This window comes from Uliginosibacterium sp. sgz301328, assembly GCF_041807905.1.
Lineage (GTDB): Bacteria > Pseudomonadota > Gammaproteobacteria > Burkholderiales > Rhodocyclaceae > JBGVSA01.
Genome location: NZ_JBGVSA010000035.1, coordinates 1 through 18845 on the forward strand (window position 1 = coordinate 1; position 18845 = coordinate 18845).

The window sequence follows — 18845 nt, forward strand, 5'->3', positions numbered from 1 at the left end:
CGTTTCGAGACCATTCAGCATGCCAGCCGCGTGATCGGCGACTGGATACGTTTTTACAACCACCAGCGTCCACACCAGGCGCTGGGAATGAAGACCCCGGCTGAAGCATTTGCATTAGCCGCATAACCTGAGCAGATTTCGCTGGGTCAATACAAGCAAGCTTGCAAGCGCGAGCTGGTGAACTTTCTGATCAGTGCCTATCGGGTAAGCATTCGACGTGCGACAGCAGTAATTGAGCTACGACAGGCGACGTACTTCTATCGGCCGAGGCCGCGGGATGACCGCGCCGAGCGTCAGCGCATCCGAGAGATTGCCGCCACACGTATCCGCTACGGTGCGCAACGTATCCACGTGCTGCTGCGGCGCGAAGGCTGGCAGATCAATCACAAGAAGACCTACCGGATCTATTGCGAAGAAGGGCTGAACCTGCGCCGCAAGCGACCGCGCCGTCGCGTTGCCGCCGCACACCGGCAGGAACGTCCCGTCCTCTCCAGCATGAACGAGTGCTGGAGCATGGATTTCGTTGCGGATCAGCTGTTCAACGGGCAGAAGATCCGGGCGTTAACTGTGGTCGATAATTTTAGTCGGGAGAGCCTGGCGATCACGGTGGATTACGCGCTGAAGGCCGCCGACGTGGTGGTGGCGATGCAGCATCTGCGCGCGCTGCGCGGCTTGCCACAGCGCATCCAGGTGGACAATGGCAGCGAGTTTATTTCCCAGGCGTTGGATCAGTGGGCGTATGAACACGGGGTAACACTGGACTTCTCACGTCCGGGCAAACCCACCGATAATGCGTTCATTGAATCATTCAACGGCAGCCTGCGAGATGAATGCCTGAACGTGCACTGGTTCTTGTCGCTGGACGATGCTCGCCAGAAGATCGAGATGTGGCGATGCGATTACAACGAATTCAGGCCGCATAGCTCACTGGGCGATCTGACTCCGAGCGAGTTCCGGCTCGCTCACCTTGAGGCCGGAAATCTCTAACTCCACCCGCTCGGATATCCGGGGGGAGGTCACAATCGCCGAGGCAATGAGGCAAGCATTGCCTAATTTTGACGCCACTGGGAATTGGTCCGGTCCAATATGACTATCGTCTCGCCGGGCTAGTTGCGCGACCAAATCGAACTTCGTATTCATTGCGTAGGATCTGCCAGATCTTAAAGTCCTCGCTGTTTTCGACGTGCGCCATAGCCTCGGCCCGAGTCATGGATTCTCTATGTTTGATTTTTCCGCAGGTCCGACACTGGGTTTCCTCCTCCTTCATAAGGTGATCTATCCACCAGTCATAATCGACGAGATACTCATAGAGGTCGATCAGAATTTCCCACTGTGGTGGCGTAAGCAGATCGAGCAACGCCGTGTCCGGGTTGAGAAAATATGTGCTTAGTAGTTGCGTGTTTGTCAAAAGCAAGACGGGTAAATGGAAATAGAGCCCCTTCAAATCCATAAAGCAATGGGCGCATTCATTCATCCTGCCGTCATTGGCTTCGATATGGCGTACGAGTGACATCCAGTCATGACGGTCGTCGCGGGCCCGCTCTGCTTGGTAGCAAGGGTCGTCCGGATTCAGATAGTCGTCTTTCGCATTTGCCTCGAAATACCCGATTCCATCTTCCAGTCTTACATCGGAAAAGGCAGCAATAATCCGGGCTTCAATCGCGTGCCAAACTGGATTGTCAAAAAGAAGGATGTCACCGCCATCGGCGGTGTTAGAAATGTCGCTCATCGCTCTACCTTGCTTATGAAGATTGAATAGTGCCGTCGCTGTAAGGCGATTGCCATCACTCACATCAATCAAGCTCATTTGGGAAGAGGTTAATTGGTATTGCAATGAGTGGAGTATACAAATTGAATAATCACCGAGGTCGGCTCGCCCAGATCTTCTGCAAGCGCTTGACGCTCACGGGCATTGGCGTCTTGAGTTCCTGCGCGTAGAGACTCACACGCAGTTCTTCCAGCATCCACCGGAATTCTTCCAACTGCGGATCGATGACGTCGGCGCGCAGTTTTGCGATCCACTCCCGTTCCCACGGCTGGGCGAGTGACTTCCAGTCGCCCATCCATTGCGCGTCGCGCGTGGGGTTGGTGCGCAGCTTTTCGATGCGTGCCGAGACGGCCTTAAGGTAGCGTGAGTAGTGCGTCAGCCGTTCGTAGGGGACGGCGGTGAGAAAGTCCTTGGGCATCAGCGCGGCGAGTTGGGCTTCCATGTCGGCGAGTGCTCCGGCATGTGCCTTGAGGCCGAGGAATTTCTTCTGCAGCGCGCCGTACTCGTCGAGGAGCGCAGATGCCAGGCGCATGAGTTCCTGCGCGACCAGCGAGATGCGTAGCTTGGCGCTTTGGGCGCGCGCTTCGAAAGTGGCGGCGTCGGTTGGCCGCGGGTCCATCAGACAGGTTCGCTCGATGGTGGCGACGACGATCTGGCGCTTGAGGTCGGCGTCGTTGCCGAACGAGATGAACTTGAGCGCCAGTTCGCGCATGCCCGGCAATTTTTCGATCGCCTTGACTTGCGCCGACAGCGTCAGCATGAACAGACGCACCAGCCCCTTGCGGTGTATGCGAGCCGCTTCCTCTTGGGTGTCGCAGGCGATCAGGCTGACCGAATCGCCGTCGTCCTGCAGGGCAGGGAAGCCGATGACGGTACGGTGGCCGACCTTCACTTCGAGCAGCTCTGGCAATTCGCCGAAAGACCAGCTCGTCAGCCCGGAAAGCTGCACGTTGCCAGCGGTTTCTGTCGCGGGTTCCGCTGCGACCGAAGGGGCCTCGGGGGTGTCCTCCGGCTGCGCCACGCCAGCGCTCTGGAAGGCTTGCTCGATCTGTGCGTTGCGGAACACGCTGGCGACCTGATCCTTGAGCTTGACGCGCAATTCGGCGAGGTTGCGCGACTGCATGAGCGGTCGGCCGTGCTCGTCGATGACGCGGAAGTTCATGAAACAGTGCGCGTTGACGTTTTCGGGGCGGAAGCTCTCGAGCGGCAGTTTGAGCTGTACGCGCTCTTCCACGAAGGTCTCCAGCGCGCGCAGGAACGGTTCGGTGGTATCGAACTGGCCGTCGTCGAATGCGGCCATGAAGGCGCGCGCGGATTCGGAGATCGGCTGCAGGCGATGCTTGTGCTTTTGCGGCACGGTCTTGAGGAAGGCCGTCACCTTGTCTTCGAGCAGGCCCGGCACGAGCCATTCGCAACGGTTGACCGGCACCTGGTTGAGCATGGCGAGCGGCACCGTCAGCGTGACGCCGTCATCCACTGCGCCGGGTTCGTGCAGGTAAGTGAGCTTGAGCTTCTGGCCGAGCACTTCCGTCGTCGGCGGGAAGGCATCGGTGGTGACGCCGGCCGCTTCGTGGCGCATGAGCTGGTCGCGCGACAGGTACAGCAGCTTGGGGTTGCCGCGTTCGGCCTTTTTGCGCCAGGCCTCGAAGGCGCGCACGTCGGTCACGTCCTGCGGGATGTGGCTGTCGTAGAAGGCGTGGATGAGCGCTTCGTCGACCAGCACGTCGGGGCGGCGCATCTTGTGTTCGAGGCGTTCGATCTCGGCCACCAGCTTGCGGTTGTGCTGGAGAAAGGCCATGCCGCGCGCAACGGCCTCGTCGATTTCGCCCTGCACCAGACCTTCGCGGATGAGCAGGTCGCGACACATCGCCGGATCGACATTCTCGTAGCCGGTCGCGCGCCGCGCGTAGAGCGTAATGCCGTGGAGCACGCCGCGCTCCCAGGCGCGCACGGCACCGAGTTTTTTCTCCCAGTGCGGTTCGTACACGCTGGTGCGCAGCAGGTGCGCGCCGACTTCTTCGACCCATTCGGGTTCGATGCGGGCAATGCAGCGCGCGTACAGGCGAGAGGTGTCGATAAGCTCTGCCGCCATCAGCCATTTGCCGGCGCGCTTGGCCATGTACGAGCCCGGATGCGGCCAGAACTTGATGCCGCGTGCGCCGTTGAACGCGCCGACGTTGGGCCCGGTGGCGTCTTCGATGCGCACGCCGATGTGGCCGAGCAGGCCGGTCAGCAAAGCCTTGTGGATCGATTCGTAGTCGGCCGCGCGGGCGCGGGCTTCCTGCTTGGCGGCAATTTGCTGCGCGCCGCGTGCGCCTTTGAGTTCTCGCCCCGAGGTCGCTTGCTCGGGCTTGGCCTGTTCTTGCCTGCGCGGTTTCTTGCCTTCGGCATCACGCGCGTCGCCCAGCCAGCCGTGTTCGGCGCACAGGCTGTGCAACTGGCTGTGGATGTCGCGCCATTCGCGCATGCGCAGGTACGATAGGTAATGCTGTTTGCACCACGCCTTCTGTTTGCTGGAAGACTCGTGTCGCCAGATTTCGTCGAAGGCCTGCCACAGGTTCCAGTACCAGAGGAATTCCGAACGCGGCTCGCCCTTGTCGTCGGGCGCCAGGCGAAAGCGCGCGTGCGCCTGATCGGCGGTGCCGGAGCTCTCTGGCGGACGCTCGCGCGGGTCTTGCACCGACAGGGCGGCGGCAATCACCAGCACTTCATCCAGGCAGCGACGGTCGCGCGCGGCCAGCAGCATGCGGCCGATCTTCGGATCGAGCGGCAGATGCGCCAGTTCGCGGCCGATGGTGGTCAGTTCGTTGTCGTCGTCAACCGCGCCCAGTTCGGTGAGCAACTGGTAGCCGTCGCCGATCATTCGCGGCGTGGGCGGGTCGATGAAGGGGAACTCTTCGACCGCGCCGAGGCGCAGCGACTTCATGCGCAGGATGACGCCGGCCAGCGATGAACGCAGGATTTCCGGGTCGGTGTGCGCGGGGCGGCGGGTGAAGTCTTCTTCGTCGTACAGGCGGATGCATACGCCGTCCTGCACGCGACCGCAACGGCCTGCGCGTTGCTTGGCCGCACTCTGCGCGATCTTCTCGATCTGCAGGAGCTCGACCTTGTTGCGATGGCTATAGCGGTTCAGCCGCGCGAGCCCGGTGTCGATCACGTAGCGGATGCCCGGCACGGTGAGCGAGGTTTCGGCGACGTTGGTCGACAGCACGACGCGGCGACCATTGGAACGGGCGAACACGCGCGCCTGTTCGGCGGCCGACTGGCGCGCGAACAGCGGCAGGATTTCGGTGCCCGGCAGATGGTGCGCCTTGCGCAAGGCTTCAGCCGATTCGCGGATTTCGCGCTCGCCGGGCAAAAACACGAGCACATCGCCGGGGCCGACGCGTTGCAGCTCGTCGACGGCCTCGACGATCGCTTCATACAGATCGCGATTGGCGCGGCGTGGATCGCTGCGTACCGTCACGCCGGCGCGCGCAGCGGGCTTGGCGGCCTCTTCGTCCTCGATCGGGCGGTAGCGCATTTCGATCGGGTACATGCGGCCCGACACTTCGATCACGGGCGCCGGCTTGCCGCCGATGGCAAAGTGATTCGCAAAGCGTTCGGCGTCGAGCGTGGCCGAGGTGATGATGACTTTCAGGTCCGGACGGCGCGGCAGCAACTGGCGCAGGTAGCCGAGCAGGAAGTCGATATTCAGGCTGCGTTCGTGCGCTTCGTCGATGATGATCGTGTCGTATGCCGACAGCGACGGATCGCCCTGCGTTTCGGCCAGCAGGATGCCGTCCGTCATCAGCTTGATGTAGCTGTCCGCCCGAGTGTGGTCGGTAAAGCGCACCTTGAAGCCGACTGTACTGCCCAATTCGGAATCGAGTTCCTGCGCAATGCGCGTGGCCGTGGCGCGCGCCGCCAGCCGGCGCGGCTGCGTGTGGCCGATCAGCCCGGCTTCGCCGCGACCGATGTCGAGGCAGATCTTGGGCAGTTGCGTCGTTTTGCCGGAGCCGGTTTCGCCCGCGACGATCACCACCTGATTGGCGCGGATCAGTTCGGCGATTTCGTCGCGCCGCTGGTTGACGGGAAGTTCGCCGGGGAAGTTCGGGCGCGGGAGGTTCTGGCGGCGACGTGCGCGCAGTTCGGCGCTCTTCTCGAAGCGGCCGCGCAGCTTCTCCGGCAGATCGGCGAGCGCGCGCACAGGCTGCCGCGCTTCGCGCAGGGCGCGGTGCAGGGCGGCGCGGTCGGCGGACAGGACCTGATCGTAAAGGGCAGAAGACTCGCGGCGGGACATCGAAAACGGATCGAAAAATGGAGTGGGGTGCCGGCAACGCCGGCAGCGGCGTGTGATTCTAGCGGATGAAGCCGCGACAGGTTTCCGCTGGCCGCAAATGGGCCGGGCACCCATGGCCGACGATACGGCCATGGGGCGGTCGGCTGGAATTACTTGCCGTTTTTCGCGGGCATGGCTTCGACGAGCGCCACCTTGCGACGGGCGCGCAGCATCAGTTCCATCGCATCGGGCACGGGCTGGGCGAGCCAGTCGGCCATGTGGCGGCTGGCAATGTCGCGCAGCGCGCGGATGAAGTCCGGATCTTCGTTCAGGCACTCGATGTAGTTGTATTGCTGGCCACCTGCGCTCATGAAGGCGGTCTTGACTTCCATGCCGACCTCTTCGAGCGTTTCCAGGCAATCCGAAACGAACCCTGGGCAGATGACGTCGACGTGCTTGACGCCCTTGGCGGCCAGTTCGCGCAGGGTCGGCTCGGTGTAGGGGCGCAGCCATTCGGTGCGGCCGAAGCGCGACTGGAACGTGACCACGTATTCGTCGTCGCTCAGGTTGAGCTGCTGGGCGAGCAGGCGGGCGGTTTCGTGGCACTCGAAGAAGTACGGGTCGCCCTTTTCGATGCTGTAGCGTGGCACGCCGTGAAAGCTCATCACCAGCTTTTCGCCCTTGCCGTTCTGCGCCCAACTGCGCGTGACCGTGCCGGCCAGCGCAGAGATGTATGCCGGGTCGTCATGGAAGCTGCGCACGAAGCGCATTTCGGGAACCTTGCGCAGCCGGCGCATGACCTTGGCCACGGCGTCGAAAGCGCTGCCCGTGCTGCTGCTGGCGTATTGCGGGTAGAGCGGCAGCACCAGCACGCGGTCGCATTGACGGCCCTTGAGCCAGTCGAGTGCGAAGCGCACGTCGGGTTCGCCATAGCGCATGGCGTAGGCTACCTGTACGTCGTCGCGGCCGGTTTCGGTGAAATAGCCGGCCAGCAGCTTTCGCTGGCGCTCCGTGTGGATGCGCAGCGGCGAACCTTCGGGCGTCCAGACCTTGCGATACTTGAGCGCGGACTGGCGTGGGCGGGTATTGAGAATCCACGCATTGACGATCGGCAGCCACACGATCTTGGGGATTTCGACTACGCGCGAATCGAGCAGGAACTGCTGCAGGTACGGCCGTACCGATTTGGCATCGGCCTTGGCCGGTGTGCCGAGATTCATCAGGAGGATGCCGATGCGGGGTGCCTGCTCGGCTTGCTGCGGTGGTTCGCGGAAAAGAGAGAACATGTATGTGCCGCGCGAGGCCTGCGACGTGTTGCATCGCCGGCCCTGCGGTGTATGCCCGGTTAATTGTTGTGGTGGGACAGCGCGCTGGTAAGCAGGCGTGCCGTGATATCGACGATCGGGATCACCCGTTCGTAAGCCATGCGCGTGGGGCCGATGACGCCGACCGTACCGACCAGTTCGCCGTCAACTTCGTACGGCGCGGTGACCACGCTGCATTCGTCGAGCGAAGCGATGCCCGATTCGCTGCCGATGAAGATCTGCACCCCGTCGGCGCGGTTGGATATGTCGAGCAACTGGATCAGGCCGGATTTCTGCTCGAACAGGCGGAACAGATCGCGCAGACGCGACATGTTCGACGAGAGATCTTCGATCTCCAGCAGGTTGCCTTCGCCCGACACCACGTAACTGGTGTCGCGCGCTTCGTTCATGGCTTCCTGCCCGGCGGCGATGGCGCCGTTCATCAGTTCGGACATGTCGCCTTGCAACGCGACCAGTTCGGCCTGTAGCCGGCCGAGCATTTCGCTGAACGACAGGCCCGCGCAATGGTGGTTGAGATAATTGGCGGCCGTGGTCAGTTCCGAGGCCGAATAACTGCGGCGCGTGAAGAGAATGCGGTTCTGCACGTCGCCCGAGGTCGTGACGATGATCAGCAGCACACGCGTGTCCGACAGACTGACGAATTCGATCTGGCGGATCTTGGTGTTGTCCTTGCGAGCGGCCACCACGACGCCGGCGAACTGCGTCAGTTGCGACAGCAATTGCGAGGCCGAGCTGATCATGCGAGCCGGATCGTTCGGCTGCAACCGGTATTCCAGCTCGCGCACCTTGGCCTGTTCCATCGGCTGCACGGTGAGCAGGCTGTCGACGAAGATGCGATAGCCGCGCGCGGTGGGGATGCGGCCGGCCGAGGTGTGCGGGCTGGCGACAAAGCCGTGTTCCTCAAGATCGGCCATCACGTTGCGGATGGTCGCTGGCGACAGTTCGAGCCCGGACTGGCGCGACAACGAGCGCGAGCCGACCGGCTGGCCTTCGGCGATGTAGCACTCCACCAGGGTCTTGAGGAGGACCTTGGCGCGTGCATCGAGTGAATCGGTGGGGGCTTTTACATCCGGCATAGGTATCGATTCTAAGAAACCGGGGGCCTTCGCGGAAGACCTCTGACACATCGCGCCACATCCGGCTGACGGGGCGGGGCCTCGGGCAAACCCGAAAACCTCGGGGCGGCCGCGTCCAGAATAGGTAAAATGCGGCGCCATGAACGTCGAAACCGCCATCGTATTCAAAACTGTCGCGCTACTGGGCAAATACCAGAGCAGCGAAGCCGCCGAGGCGCTGGGCCGCCTGGAGGCGTTCCTTGCCGCGCAAGGCTTGACGGTGTGGATCGAAGCCGACACCGCCAAGGCGGTGGGCGCGATCGGTTCTGCGACGGCCGTGAGTTTCGAGCAGATCGGTGAGGAAGCCGACCTGGCCATCGTCGTCGGCGGCGACGGCACCCTGTTGTCTGCCGCGCGGCGGCTGGCGCTCTACAACGTACCGCTGGTGGGCATCAACCAGGGGCGGTTGGGTTTTCTGACCGACATCGGCCGGGACGAGATGATCCAGCGCGTGGGCGAGATCCTGGCCGGCCAATACCTGCGTGAGCGCCGCATGCTGCTCGACGCCGAAGTGCTGCGCGGAGGCCAGCACGTCTTCCACACCGTGGCGCTCAACGACGTGGTGCTCTCGCGCGGCGAGAGCGGGCGCATGATCGAATTCGATTTGCACGTCGACGGCGAATACATCTATTCGCAACGCTCGGACGGCATGATCGTCGCGACGCCCACCGGCTCGACCGCATATGCATTGTCGGCCAACGGTCCGCTGCTGCATCCGAGGCTCGCAGGCATCGTGCTCGTGCCGCTGCTGCCCCACGGGCTGACGTATCGTCCGCTGGCGCTGGCGCAGGAAAGCGTGGTCGAACTGGTGATCTCACCCGGATACGACGCACGCATTCACTTCGACGGGCAGACGCTGTTCGAGGCGCATCCGCTGGACCGCATCCGCCTGCGCCGTTCTGCCCAGCACGTCACGCTCTTGCATCCGGAGGGCTACAGCTACTTTGCGGTGTTGCGCGAAAAGCTCCATTGGAGCGCCGCGCCGCGCCTTTCCTGATCGATTCCATCCATCCAGACCCGCGCCACACCTACATGCTGCGACGCCTGCTGATTTCCGATTTTGTCCTCGTCGATCGACTCGAACTCGATTTTCGCCCCGGCTTTGGCGCCCTGACCGGCGAGACGGGCGCAGGCAAGTCGATCCTGCTCGATGCGCTTGCGCTGCTGCTCGGCGAGCGCGCCGACGCTTCGGTGGTGCGCACGGGCTGCGACAAGGCCGACATTGCCGCCGAGTTCGATCCGCCTGCCGACCCGGCCTTGGCGGCCTGGCTCGAATCGCAGGACCTGGCGGGCGAAGACCTGATCCTCGTGCGCCGCGTGATCGACAAGGCGGGCCGCTCGCGCGCCTACATCAACGGCACGCCAGCCACCGCCACGCAATTGCGCGAGCTGGGTGAATTCCTCGCCGACATCCACGGCCAGCATGCTCACCATGCGCTGCTGCGCGCCGACGCGCAGCGTCAGTTGCTGGACGCACAAGGCGGTTTGCTCGCCCTGGCGCGCGACGTGTCCGCTCACTACAAGCATTGGCAAGGCGCGCGCGATACGCTCGCCCAGGCGCGCGAGGGGCAGGAGAGCCTAGCGCGCGAACGCGACCTGCTGGCATTCGAAGTCAACGAACTGGCCGAGCTCGCGCTCGAGCCGGGTGAGTGGAACGAACTCAACCAGGAGCATGGTCGGCTGACGCACGCGGCCAGTCTGCTCGAAGGCGCGGCCAGCGCGCTGGATGCCGTGACCGAAGGCGACTCGGCGCTTGCCGACGCCACAGAGCGCGTTGCAGCCCAGTTGCAGGACCTGGCCCGCTACGACGAATCGCTCGGCGAGATCGCCCAGTTGCTGTCGGGTGCGGCGATCCAGCTCGAAGAGGCGGGCCACGCGCTGCGGCGATATCGCGATCACGTCGAACTCGACCCCGAGCGCCTGTCCGAAGTCGAACAGCGCATGACAGCCGTGATGGGCGCGGCGCGCAAGTATCGCGTGCCGCCCGAAACGCTCGCCGAACTGCTCGCAGAGCGCCGTGCGCGGCTTGAAAGTCTCGCCGAACTGGCCGATCTGGCAACACTTGAAGCGCGCGAGCGCGCCGCATTCGCCGCCTTCGATACCGACGCGCGACGCCTCTCGCAAGGCCGTGCCAAGGCTGCGCGCAAGCTGGCCGGCGCTGTGACCGAGGCGATGCAGGAGCTCGCCATGGCGGGCGGCAAATTCGACATTTCGCTGGTCGCCGAGCCAGAAGGCAGCGCGCACGGCTACGAACGCGTGGAATTTCTGGTAGCCGCCAACCCGCATCAAACTGCGCGCCCGCTGGCAAAGGTAGCCTCCGGCGGCGAATTGTCGCGGATCGGTCTATCGATCCAGGTCATCGCCTCCGAATCACAATCCGTGCCGACGCTGATCTTCGATGAAGTCGACGTCGGCATCGGCGGCGGCGTCGCGGAAATCGTCGGTCGCCGTCTGCGCGAACTGGGGCAGGGCCGCCAGGTGCTGTGTGTCACGCACCTGCCGCAGGTGGCGGCGCAGGCCAACTGGCAGTGGAAGGTCGCCAAGGAGACCGCCAATGGCCAGACCCTGTCGCGCCTGACCGAACTCGATGCCCGCAATCGCATCGAAGAAATCGCCCGTATGCTGGGCGGCGTGAATATCACCGAGACGACGCGTACCCACGCGGCGGAATTGCTGGGGCTGTAACCAATGCAGGAAGAAGCAGGGCTGGAAATCATCAATCTATGGCCGGGGCAGGCTCCCGGCTCGGCGGACGTGACCGTCGTTGAGCGCAGTGTGGAGCGCAGCACCGAAGTGGGCATCCGCGACCGGGCCGTCGACGGCGTGACGCGCCCGCGGCTGGAAGTGTTCCGCCCGGCCAAGCCGAACGGCACGGCGATCGTGCTGGCGCCGGGGGGCGGCTATCAGCGCCTCATCATCGACAAGGAAGGCTACGAAGTCGCGCGCTGGCTGGTGGCCATCGGCATTACCGTGTTCGTGCTGCGCTATCGCCTGCCGGGCGAAGGCCACGAACGGTCGCGCGACGTGCCGTTGCAGGACGCCCAGCGCGCACTGCGCCTGATCCGCGCGAATGCGGCGGAATTCGGCGTCGCACCGTGGCACGTCGGCGTCATGGGGTTTTCGGCCGGCGGCCATGTGGCGGCAACACTCGCCAATGGCTTTGCGCGCAAGGTTTACGCGCCGATCGACGTGGTCGATGACACCAGTGCGCGGCCGGACTTCTGCGCGCTGGCGTATCCGGTCATTTCCATGGACGAGGCCATTGCCCATGCCGGTTCGCGCCAGAGCCTGCTGGGCACCGAGCCGACCCACGCTGACGTGCTGGCCTATTCATGCGACACGATGGTGGCGATCGACGGCCCGCCGACCTTCATCGCGCTGGCCAATGATGACGGTTCGGTGCCGGCGGACCATAGCCTGCGCTATTACATGGCGCTGCGCGAGCATGGCATCAGTACGGAGTTCCACTGCTTCCAGCACGGCGAACATGGATTCGGCCTGCGCCGCGCGGGCGAGCCCGTTGGCGTGTGGACGAGCCTGTTCGAGAGCTGGGCCCGTTCCAACGGCTGGCTGTAATACGGCGGCGCTGTCGTCACTGCCGCGGCGGCAGGCGACAGCGCCCGGAGCTCATTCCTCGTCTTTTTCCAGCTTGATCGACGCCGAATTGATGCAATAGCGCAATCCGGTGGGGTTGGGGCCGTCTTCGAATACGTGTCCGAGATGCGCGCCGCATTGATGGCACATGACTTCGGTGCGGATCATGCCGTGGCTGAAATCGTCCACTGACTCGATGTTCTCCGGCGCTGAGCTCGTGTAGAAGCTCGGCCAGCCGCAACCGGCGTCGAACTTGTGGGCGGCGTGGAACAGTTCGGCGCCGCAGCCGATGCAGTGGTAAGTGCCGTCCTCCCACACATCCCAGTACTGGCCGGTGAAGGGGCGTTCAGTGCCTTTCTGGCGCGTGACGCGAAACTGTTCGGGTGTGAGTTGTTCGCGCCATTCGGCTTCGGTTTTCTCGACGTTGCGTGACATGGTGGGCTCTCTCGTTGGGTGACTCGCCCTATGTGGGGGCGAGCCAAGCTTCGCACAATAGCGCGGCGCACGCGCGGGGGACGCTCGCCACTTTGGCGAGCAATGTCGGCAAGTCTCCGCTTGAGGCCGGAAATCAAGGGTTTAGGCCTCGAATGCGGGGCGCGCCTCCGGTATAATGCCGCCTCTCTCTTTGACCCCAAGGCCGCCTGCGGCCTGCTCTTCGAGTTCCCCATGTCCGAGATTCTCAAGCTGCGCGGCGCCCCTGCATTGTCGAGCGCCCGCGCATCGCGCCTTGCCGCTTCCCTGAAGTCCGCCCACGGCAAGGTCCGTGGCGTTCATGCCGAACACTGGTACTTCATCGAAATCGACGCGCCGCTGGCGGCCGATGAGCTGGATCGCATCGTCGATCTGCTCGGCGCCTATCCGCAGGGCGAAGTGCCGGCCGGCGTGTCGCTGGTGGTGACGCCGCGCCTGGGTACGATCTCGCCGTGGTCATCGAAGGCGACCGACATCGCCCACAACTGCGGCTTCGGGAAGGTGGTGCGCATCGAACGCGGCACGGTCTTCACGCTGGACGTCAAGGAACTGGACGAAGATGCGCGCGCCGCCGTGCTGCCGCTCCTGCACGACCGCATGACCGAATCGGTGCTCGACAACGTCGACGCCGCGCACGCGCTGTTCTCGCACTACGCACCGCAGCCGCTGACCACCGTCGATGTGATGGGCGGAGGGCGCGCTGCGTTGGTGTCGGCCAATACCGAACTGGGGCTGGCGCTGTCGGAAGACGAAATCGACTACCTCGTCGAGAACTTCTCCCGCGAAGGCCGCAACCCGACCGACGTCGAACTCATGATGTTCGCGCAGGCCAACTCCGAGCACTGCCGCCACAAGATCTTCAACGCCGATTGGATCATCGACGGCGCGCCGCAATCGAAGAGCCTGTTCGGCATGATCAAGGACACCCACAAGGCCCACCCGCAAGGCACCGTGGTCGCCTACGCCGACAACGCCTCGATCATCGAAGGGGCAGAGGTCTCGCGTTTCTATCCGGACGCCGCCGGGCGCTGGACGTATCGCCCTGAGCTGACCCACATCCTCGCCAAGGTTGAAACCCACAACCACCCGACGGCGATTTCGCCGTTCGCGGGGGCGTCGACCGGCGCCGGCGGCGAAATCCGTGACGAAGGCGCCACCGGCCGCGGTTCGCGTCCCAAGGCAGGCCTGGCCGGCTTTACGGTGTCGAACCTGAACATCCCGGGCGCGACGCAACCGTGGGAAGTGCCCTACGGCAAGCCCGAACGCATCGCCTCGCCGTTGCAGATCATGATCGATGGCCCGCTGGGCGCGGCCGCGTTCAACAACGAATTTGGTCGCCCCAACCTGACCGGGTACTTCCGCACGTTCGAGCAGGAGGTCGCAGGCGAAGTACGCGGCTATCACAAGCCGATCATGATCGCTGGCGGCCTTGGCAACATCCAGGCCGAGCAATCTTTCAAGACCCAGTTCAAGCCCGGCACGCTGATGGTGCAATTGGGCGGCCCGGGCATGTTGATCGGCCTGGGTGGCGGCGCGGCATCGTCGATGGCGACCGGCAGCAACACCGCCGACCTCGACTTCGCGTCGGTCCAGCGCGGCAACCCGGAGATCGAACGCCGCGCGCAGGAAGTCATCGACGCCTGCTGGCAATTGGGCAGCAACAATCCGATCCTGGCGATCCACGACGTCGGCGCGGGCGGTCTGTCGAACGCTTTCCCCGAACTGGCGGATTCGGCCAGCCTGGGCGCGCACTTTGAGCTGCGCGAAGTCAAGATCGAAGAGCCGGGCATGAGCCCGCGCGAAATCTGGTCGAATGAATCGCAAGAGCGCTACGTGCTGGCGATCGGGCCGGAATCGCTCGATGCCTTCCGCGCCATCTGCGAGCGCGAGCGTTGCCCGTTCGCCGTGGTCGGCACGGCCTCGGATGATGGCCGCCTGGTGGTGTCCGATCGCCACTTCGGCAACAATGCCGTCGACATGGACATGACGGTGCTGCTGGGCAAGCCGCCGAAAATGACGCGTGACGTCGCCTCGCGCGACGTGCACCTGCCGCCGTTCGACCTGACGCACATCGACATCAAGGAAGCCGCGCTGCGCGTACTGCGCATGCCGGCCGTGGCATCCAAGTCCTTCCTCATCACCATCGGCGACCGCTCGGTGGGCGGCATGACCGCGCGCGACCAGATGGTCGGCCCGTGGCAAGTGCCGGTGGCCGACGTTGCCGTCACGACGATGAGTTTCCACGGTTATCGTGGTGAAGCCTTCGCGATGGGCGAGCGCACGCCGCTGGCCTGTGCGAGCCCGGCCGCATCCGGCCGCATGGCGATCGGCGAATCCGTCACTAACCTGATGGCCGCCGACGTTGCCGGCCTTGGCGACATCAAGCTGTCGGCCAACTGGATGGCCGCGGCCGGTCATCGTGGTGAAGACGCGCGCCTGTTTGAAACGGTCAAGGCGGTGTCGGAATTCTGTATCGGTGCGCAGTTGTCGATCCCGGTCGGCAAGGATTCGCTCTCCATGCGCACGTCATGGAACGAAACCGGCAAGGACCAGTCGGTGATTTCGCCGCTGTCGATGATCGCCACCGCCTTCGCGCCGGTGGGCGACGTGCGCAAGACGCTGACGCCGCAACTGCAGATCGAAGACGGCGTCGAAACCGAACTGTTGCTGATCGATCTGGGCAAGCAACAACATCGCCTGGGCGGCTCGGTGCTGGCGCAGGCGTACAACTCGGTCGGCGAGCATGCGCCCGACATCGACGCCGAAACGCTCACGCAGTTCGTCACGGGCCTCAACGCGCTCAAGGCAGAAGGCCTTGTGCTGGCCTACCACGACCGCTCGGACGGCGGCCTGTTCGCCACGCTCTGCGAAATGGCCTTCGCCTCACGCAGCGGTCTGTCGATCGAACTCGACTCGGTGTGCTTCGATGAGCTGATGAGCGACGTCGACGGCTCGGAAAAGCGCCCGGACCTGCTGCGTGGCCGCTTCAATGACCGCATCTTCGGCGCGCTGTTCGCCGAAGAACTCGGCGCCGTCATCCAGATCCGTCACGCCGACCGCGACCGCGTGCAGGGCATCCTGAAGGACGCCGGCCTGTCGGCGCACACGCACTTCATCGGCTACCCGAACGAGCGCAGCGAAATCCGCATCCGCCGCAACGCCAAGATGGTGTTCGAGGCGGACGTGCATGAACTGCTGAAAGTGTGGAGCGAAGTGAGCCACCACATCGCGCGCCTGCGCGACGACGAAGCCAGCGTTGACGAAGCCTTCGCCGCGCTGGGCGACAAGACCGATCCGGGCATGTCCGTTGCGCTCACGTACGAGCCCTCGCTCGACGTGGCGGCTCCCTACATTGCCAGCGGCAATCGTCCTCGCGTGGTCATCCTGCGCGAACAGGGCGTCAACTCGCAGAACGAAATGGCATCGGCCTTCGAGGCCGCTGGCTTTGATGCGTACGACGTGCACATGTCCGACCTCATGAGCGGCCGCGTTTCGCTGGAAGGCTTCCATGGGCTGGCTGCCTGCGGCGGTTTCTCGTATGGCGACGTGCTGGGCGCGGGGCAGGGCTGGGCCAAGTCGATCCTGTTCAACGACCGCTTGCGCGAACAGTTCGCGGCATTCTTCGAGCGCGACAATACCTTCGCGCTCGGCGTGTGCAACGGCTGCCAGATGATGAGCAACCTCGCCGAGATCATCCCCGGCGCCGAAACCTGGCCGCGCTTTGCGCGCAACCGCAGCGAACAGTTCGAAGCGCGTGTGGCGATGGTCGAAGTGCTGGAATCGCCCTCGATCTTTTTCCAGGGCATGGCCGGCAGCCGCATGCCGATCGTTGTTTCGCACGGCGAAGGGCGCGCGGTGTTCCAGGGCGTGGATGATCGTGACAACGCGCTGGTCGCCGTGCGTTACGTCGACAATCACGGCCGTGTTGCGAGCACCTATCCGGCCAACCCGAACGGCTCGCCGGACGGTATCACGGGCCTGACCACGCCGGACGGCCGCTTCACCATCATGATGCCGCACCCGGAACGCAGCCGCCGCACGGTGCAGATGTCGTGGGCGCCGAAGGGCATGGGCGAGGATTCGCCGTGGATGCGCATGTTCCGCAATGCGCGCGTTTGGCTGAAGTAAGCGCATCGATCGGCGACGCAGCACCCGCGACGCCGCCGATCGTATTCAACCCGCGCGGGCAGGGAGTGCCATTCCATGACCCGCGACACCTCTGTTCATCACTCCGCCGCCGACGGTTACACCAACACTGGCGCGGCGGATCGCTACGTCAAGGGCCGCCCCGACTATCCGCCACAGATCGCCGATTGGTTACGCGATGATCTCGCGCTGTCGGCGGGGCGCATGGCTGTCGATCTGGGCGCTGGTACGGGCAAGTTCACGCCTTACCTGCTGGCGACGGGCGCACGCGTGATTGCGGTGGAACCCGTCGATGCCATGCGTGCAAAGCTCGTCGCCAGTCTGCCGCAGGTCGAGGCCGTGAATGGCGCAGCACAGTCGATTCCCTTGCCGGACGCCTCGGTCGACGCCGTTGTGTGCGCACAGGCCTTCCACTGGTTCGCCACGCGCGAGGCGTTGGCGGAAATTCGTCGAGTGCTCAAGCCCGGCGGCCGGCTCGGTCTGGTGTGGAACGGGCGCGATGCGCGCATACCCTGGGTGGCACGGCTCGATGCCATCGTCAACGCACACCAGGGCGATACGCCGCGCTACTACACCGGCGAGTGGCGCAAGGTTTTTCCCTTCGATGGCTTCAGCGCGCTGCAAGAGCGCCGCTACGCGCACGGACACGCCGGCGCGCCTGAAGACGTGATCCTCAATCGCGTGCGCTCCACCAGCTTCATTGCCGCCATGGCCGACGACGATCGGGCCATGGTCGAGCGACAGGTGCGCGAGCTGATCGCCTCTACGCCCGAGCTGGCTGGCAAGAATGTCGTGACCGTTCCCTACGAAACCGCTGCGTTCGTCGCCATCAAGAACACCTGATCCATACCTGTCCTGACGGCTATGCTGCGTTGATTTATTCGCCGCCGCTGACTAGAGCTTAGAGGTATGCCCACCGGATGGGCGTGCCGATGACAGCGCAGGCGACGTCCAATGCACGACGCCTGCACAAGCCGATGTCTCATGCGGGGGATAGACCATGCGTTCAATGCTGTGGAAACAGTGGCTGCTCTGTTGCGCCTTGCTGCTGGTGGCGGGGCAGGCTCTGGCGGCGGATAAGCCGAATGTGGTGATCCTGGCCACCGGCGGCACGATCGCCGGCGCTGGCGCGACAACGGCCAACAGCGCCAGCTATCAGGCCGCCAAAGTACCGGTCGACAAATTGATCCTGAGCGTGCCAGAGCTGACCAACGTGGCGAACGTGCGCGGCGAACAGGTGTTCCAGATCGCCTCGGAGAGCTTTACCAACGCCCACCTGCTGCAGCTCGCCAAGCGTGTGTCGGCACTCGTCAAACAGAACGATGTGGACGGCATCGTCATCACGCACGGTACCGACACGCTCGAAGAAACCGCGTACTTTCTCACCCTGACCGTGCACACCGACAAGCCCATCGTACTGGTCGGCTCGATGCGCCCGGGCACCGCGATGTCGGCCGACGGTGTGCTCAATCTTTACGACGCCGTGGTGGTGGCCGGCAGCCCGGATGCCAAGGGCAAGGGCGTGCTGGTGGCGATGAACGATCAGATCGATTCCGGGCGCGACGTGACCAAGATGGTGAACATCAAGACCAACGCCTTTTCAAGTCAGTGGGGGCCGTTGGGCATGGTCGTGGAGGGAAAGACATACTGGTTTCGCGCGCCGGTCAAACGCCATACCGCCAACAGCGAATTCGATATCGACGCCATCGATCAACTGCCCACGGTGGATATCGTCTACAGCTACGGCAACGTGCCCGCCGGCATGTACGAGTCGGCAGCGGCAGGCGGGGCGAAGGCGATCATCCATGCGGGCACTGGCAACGGCTCGGTGGCCGACCGCGTCGTGCCGGCGCTGCGCAAGATCCGCGAGTCAGGTGTCATGGTGGTTCGCTCTGCGCGTGTTCCAGCGGGATTCGTGGTGCGCAATGCCGAGCAGCCGGATGATCAATACGACTGGGTCGTCTCGCACGATCTCAACCCGCAGAAGGCACGCATCCTTGCCATGGTGGCGCTGACGAAGCCACGCGACGCAAAGGACCTGCAGCGGATTTTCTGGGAGTACTGAAAGTCGTTGCACAGAAAACGGTGGCCGCTCAGAGGCGGCCATCGCCGCAGGGGCGTGTGCCATTGCTCATGATTGATGAGATGGTCAGCGCTGGTCATTC

Annotated in this window: 12 protein-coding genes and 1 pseudogene; 8 read left to right on the top strand and 5 right to left on the bottom strand. The window is 64.0% G+C overall.

Features of this window, described 5'->3' with window-relative positions; all coding sequences use genetic code 11:
- The first annotated feature begins 12 nt into the window (after window positions 1–12).
- Entirely contained in the window at window positions 13–126 is a 114-nt protein-coding gene (locus ACDA63_RS18375; RefSeq protein WP_373664764.1) for an integrase core domain-containing protein, read from the top strand.
- 39 nt (window positions 127–165) lie between these two features.
- Window positions 166–987, top strand: a pseudogene (locus ACDA63_RS18380) (IS3 family transposase); the annotation flags it as partial.
- A 103-nt stretch (window positions 988–1090) separates the two neighbouring features.
- On the opposite strand, the gene ACDA63_RS18385 reads toward ACDA63_RS18380, so the two are convergent.
- The 4 genes from ACDA63_RS18385 to hrcA form a co-directional block, all read right to left on the bottom strand.
- Window positions 1091–1807, bottom strand: a complete 717-nt coding sequence (locus tag ACDA63_RS18385; RefSeq protein ID WP_373664748.1) for a hypothetical protein — start codon at window positions 1805–1807, stop codon at window positions 1091–1093.
- Window positions 1808–1859: 52 nt separating this feature from the next.
- Window positions 1860–6050: an ATP-dependent RNA helicase HrpA gene (hrpA, locus tag ACDA63_RS18390; protein ID WP_373664749.1), complete on the bottom strand. Its 4191-nt coding sequence runs from the start codon at window positions 6048–6050 to the stop codon at window positions 1860–1862.
- Between the two features lie 149 nt (window positions 6051–6199).
- The gene (gene hemH, locus ACDA63_RS18395; protein WP_373664750.1) at window positions 6200–7315 is read right to left on the bottom strand and encodes a ferrochelatase; all 1116 of its coding nucleotides are present in this window, start codon (window positions 7313–7315) and stop codon (window positions 6200–6202) included.
- 59 nt (window positions 7316–7374) lie between these two features.
- Window positions 7375–8430, bottom strand: coding sequence for a heat-inducible transcriptional repressor HrcA (hrcA, locus tag ACDA63_RS18400; RefSeq protein WP_373664751.1), 1056 nt, complete (start codon window positions 8428–8430; stop codon window positions 7375–7377).
- A 139-nt stretch (window positions 8431–8569) separates the two neighbouring features.
- Here hrcA and ACDA63_RS18405 point away from each other — a divergent pair, with 139 nt between their 5' ends.
- From ACDA63_RS18405 to ACDA63_RS18415, 3 genes are read left to right on the top strand one after another with little or no spacing between them, the layout of a single operon-like run.
- Entirely contained in the window at window positions 8570–9466 is an 897-nt protein-coding gene (locus tag ACDA63_RS18405; protein WP_373664752.1) for an NAD kinase, read from the top strand.
- Window positions 9467–9501: 35 nt separating this feature from the next.
- Entirely contained in the window at window positions 9502–11154 is a 1653-nt protein-coding gene (gene recN, locus ACDA63_RS18410) for a DNA repair protein RecN (RefSeq protein ID WP_373664765.1), read from the top strand.
- 3 nt (window positions 11155–11157) lie between these two features.
- Window positions 11158–12045: an alpha/beta hydrolase gene (locus ACDA63_RS18415; RefSeq protein WP_373664753.1), complete on the top strand. Its 888-nt coding sequence runs from the start codon at window positions 11158–11160 to the stop codon at window positions 12043–12045.
- A 51-nt stretch (window positions 12046–12096) separates the two neighbouring features.
- Here the strand turns inward: ACDA63_RS18415 and msrB are convergent, their stop codons facing one another.
- A complete protein-coding gene (gene msrB, locus ACDA63_RS18420) occupies window positions 12097–12498 on the bottom strand; it encodes a peptide-methionine (R)-S-oxide reductase MsrB (protein WP_373664754.1) in 402 nt (133 codons plus the stop codon).
- A gap of 231 nt (window positions 12499–12729) precedes the next feature.
- Between msrB and purL the strand changes: the two genes are divergently transcribed.
- The 3 genes from purL to ACDA63_RS18435 all read left to right on the top strand — a co-directional run bounded on the left by purL (window position 12730) and on the right by ACDA63_RS18435 (window position 18745).
- Window positions 12730–16662, top strand: a complete 3933-nt coding sequence (purL, locus tag ACDA63_RS18425) for a phosphoribosylformylglycinamidine synthase (RefSeq protein WP_373664755.1) — start codon at window positions 12730–12732, stop codon at window positions 16660–16662.
- Between the two features lie 75 nt (window positions 16663–16737).
- Window positions 16738–17523 carry a class I SAM-dependent methyltransferase gene (locus ACDA63_RS18430; protein WP_373664756.1) on the top strand — a complete coding sequence of 262 codons (786 nt, stop codon included), beginning with the start codon at window positions 16738–16740 and terminating at the stop codon, window positions 17521–17523.
- 157 nt (window positions 17524–17680) lie between these two features.
- A complete protein-coding gene (locus ACDA63_RS18435; protein ID WP_373664757.1) occupies window positions 17681–18745 on the top strand; it encodes a type II asparaginase in 1065 nt (354 codons plus the stop codon).
- The last annotated feature ends 100 nt before the right edge of the window (window positions 18746–18845 follow it).

Excerpts from the sequence above, each read along its gene's own strand:
- ACDA63_RS18385 (WP_373664748.1), bottom strand. The coding sequence starts at position 1,807 with ATGAGCTTGATTGATGTGAGTGATGGCAATCGCCTTACAGCGACGGCA.
- hrpA (WP_373664749.1), bottom strand. The coding sequence starts at position 6,050 with ATGTCCCGCCGCGAGTCTTCTGCCCTTTACGATCAGGTCCTGTCCGCC.
- hemH (WP_373664750.1), bottom strand. The coding sequence starts at position 7,315 with ATGTTCTCTCTTTTCCGCGAACCACCGCAGCAAGCCGAGCAGGCACCC.
- hrcA (WP_373664751.1), bottom strand. The coding sequence starts at position 8,430 with ATGCCGGATGTAAAAGCCCCCACCGATTCACTCGATGCACGCGCCAAG.
- ACDA63_RS18405 (WP_373664752.1), top strand. The coding sequence starts at position 8,570 with ATGAACGTCGAAACCGCCATCGTATTCAAAACTGTCGCGCTACTGGGC.
- recN (WP_373664765.1), top strand. The coding sequence starts at position 9,502 with ATGCTGCGACGCCTGCTGATTTCCGATTTTGTCCTCGTCGATCGACTC.
- ACDA63_RS18415 (WP_373664753.1), top strand. The coding sequence starts at position 11,158 with ATGCAGGAAGAAGCAGGGCTGGAAATCATCAATCTATGGCCGGGGCAG.
- msrB (WP_373664754.1), bottom strand. The coding sequence starts at position 12,498 with ATGTCACGCAACGTCGAGAAAACCGAAGCCGAATGGCGCGAACAACTC.
- purL (WP_373664755.1), top strand. The coding sequence starts at position 12,730 with ATGTCCGAGATTCTCAAGCTGCGCGGCGCCCCTGCATTGTCGAGCGCC.
- ACDA63_RS18430 (WP_373664756.1), top strand. The coding sequence starts at position 16,738 with ATGACCCGCGACACCTCTGTTCATCACTCCGCCGCCGACGGTTACACC.
- ACDA63_RS18435 (WP_373664757.1), top strand. The coding sequence starts at position 17,681 with ATGCGTTCAATGCTGTGGAAACAGTGGCTGCTCTGTTGCGCCTTGCTG.